The organism is Ralstonia chuxiongensis, assembly GCF_024158925.1.
Taxonomy (GTDB): Bacteria; Pseudomonadota; Gammaproteobacteria; order Burkholderiales; family Burkholderiaceae; genus Ralstonia; species Ralstonia chuxiongensis.
Genome location: NZ_JAMYWC010000019.1, coordinates 1 through 2,476 on the forward strand (window position 1 = coordinate 1; position 2,476 = coordinate 2,476).

General features: G+C 62.8%; 2 protein-coding genes. Both read right to left on the bottom strand.

The features are described from left to right. Positions 1–71: 71 nt before the first annotated feature. Positions 72–869 (bottom strand): IS21-like element helper ATPase IstB, encoded by a 798-nt coding sequence (gene istB / locus NKG59_RS26360; protein WP_173941529.1) that lies wholly within the window; start codon positions 867–869, stop codon positions 72–74. Then, a complete protein-coding gene (gene istA / locus NKG59_RS26365) occupies positions 859–2,355 on the bottom strand; it encodes an IS21 family transposase (RefSeq protein WP_301288276.1) in 1,497 nt (498 codons plus the stop codon). Before istA ends, istB begins: the two co-directional genes overlap by 11 nt. Positions 2,356–2,476 lie beyond the last annotated feature (121 nt).

Below are 2,476 nucleotides of genomic sequence, written 5' to 3' on the forward strand. Positions count from 1 at the left end.
TGTTGGCGCGCAGCTAAATTTGACCCACGGTTTTCATCTAAATTTGACCCACCCCGAGACAGCGTAAAGCGTTACTGCGGTGTGGATAACTCTTCGTTTTCTGCCTCCTTTGATCCCTTTCGACGGGCTGGCCTAGCCTTTGCCGAGCTGGTCTTGAAGCGCCACGAATCGTTGCCGGTTTCAACGATATGGCAGTGATGCGTGAGGCGGTCGAGTAGCGCCGTGGTCATCTTGGCATCGCCGAACACGCTGGCCCACTCGCCGAAGCTCAGGTTGGTCGTGATCACCACGCTGGTGCGTTCGTACAGTTTTGAGAGCAGGTGGAACAGTAGCGCGCCGGCGGTCTGGCTGAATGGAAGGTAGCCCAGCTCATCCAAGATCACCAGATCGACATGCATCAGTCGATGCGCGAGTTGACCGTGCTTGCCGGCAGCTTTCTCCAGTTCCAGTACGTTGGCCAGCTCGATCGTCGAGAAGTAGCGCACGCGCTTGCCGTGACGCTGGATGGCCTCGATGCCGATGGCGCTCGCCAGATGCGTCTTGCCTGTACCTGGCCCGCCGATGAGCACAACGTTGTGCGCGCTGTCGAGGAACTTCATCTGGTACAGATCACGGATCAGCCCTTCGTCAACACGGGCCTGTGCGAAGTCGAAGCCCTTCAGGTCGCGGTGCGCCGGGAACCGGGCAACGGCCATCTGGTAGGCAATCGAGCGAACCTCGCGTTCGGCACCTTCGGCCATCAGCAACTGCTCCATGAAGCGCTCCGGATCGAACTCGGTATGCCGGGATTGCGCGTACAGCTCAGCCCAGCCGCTGGCCATGCCGTGCAGCTTGAGCGCCTTGAGGCGGGCAACGATCTCATTGGACATGCTGGTTCTCCGGTGCGCGCAGACGTTCATAGCGGTTCACATCCGCGACAGGTTCTTCGGTCAGGCTGAGCGTGGTGGCGGCCACGATCCGGTGCTGCGCCGGCGCTTTCAGCCGGCTCAGCACGTTGAGCACGTGATCACTGCTGGGCCGCCCTGAGTCGAGTGCGGCTTGCACTGCCACCAGGACAGCATCTAGGCCGTGTTCGCGAACAGCAGACAGCACCTGCGTCATCACGCGGTCGCCGCCGGCGTGCTTGAGTAGATGCCCCTGAAGCGCCTGGAGCGGCTGCGGCATCGTGGCAAACGGCGCACCGTTGCGAAGCGCACCGGGCTTGCGCTCGACCAGCGTGATGTAGTGCTGCCAGTCGTAGAACGTCAGGTACCGCTCGAAGCTGCGTTCGTGACGGGCGATCTCGCGGCCATCCGCAACAACGCTCAGCAGCGCCGGATAGCACCGCACGCTCACGAGCTGGTTCACGAACTCAGTCGGCACGCTGTAGCGGTTGCGCTGGAAGTGGATCAGTCCCGTTGAGGACACCCGCAGGAACTGCTCGACGTAGCCGTCGAACGGGCGCGGGTTCGCCATCAGCCGGGGACGTTCGTCTTGCAACACGTCCTCGATGGTCAGCTCCGGCCACTGCGGGTGCTGTGCCCGCCATGCCTGCCGACACTGGTCGGCCACCCAGTCGTTCAACGCCGCAAGCGTCGTCCAGCGCCGCTGGGCCGCTTCGTGCCAGATCTGCCTGCGCCGGTCCTGCACGTTCTTCTCGACGATGCCTTTCTCCCAGCCCGAGGCCCGGTTGCAGAACTCCGGCTCGAACAGGTAGTGGCCGCACATCGCCTCGAAGCGCGCATTGACCATGCGCTCCTTGCCACGCCCCACCTTGTCCACCGCCGTCTTCATGTTGTCGTAGATGCCTCGGCGTGGCACACCGCCAAACGCGGCAAACGCCTTGGCGTGCGCGTCGAACAGCATCTCGTGGCTTTGCGTGGGATAGGCGACCAGCCAGAACGCGCGGCTGGCGTTCAGCTTCACATGGGCGACTTCAAGACGTCGGCGCAGCCCGCCGACGAAGACATACTCGCAGCTCCAGTCGAACTGGAACGCTTCTCCTGGCTCGAAGGCCAGCGGCACGAACGCGCGGCGTCTCGGAGCCTGGGCTTGTTGCTCTCGCCAGCGCCGAGCGAACTCGCTCACCCGCGTGTAGCTTCCGCTGTAGCCCTGTGCCCGGATCGCTTCAAACATGAAGCGCGCCGTGCGGCGCTCGCGCTTCGGACGATGGCTGTCGGTGCGCAACCATTCCTCAAGCTGCCCGGCCCATTCGTCCACCACGCTCGGACTGACCCGTTTCGGATACTTCGGCTCCGTCGCTTCCGGCTCTCGCAGCCACGACCGCACCGTGTTCCGGGACAACCCTGTGCGTCGCGCAATCTCCCGCAACGGCACCTTCTCGCGGAAATACATCCGCCTGATCTTGGCCAACATGCCCACCGTGATCACCTCTGTATCCCCTGCTCAAAGATTGAGCAGGACATTCAATCACGTGGGTCAAATTTCGATGCAAATCACCCCGCCAAGTGGGTCAATTCTGCTCGCGCGTTAACAG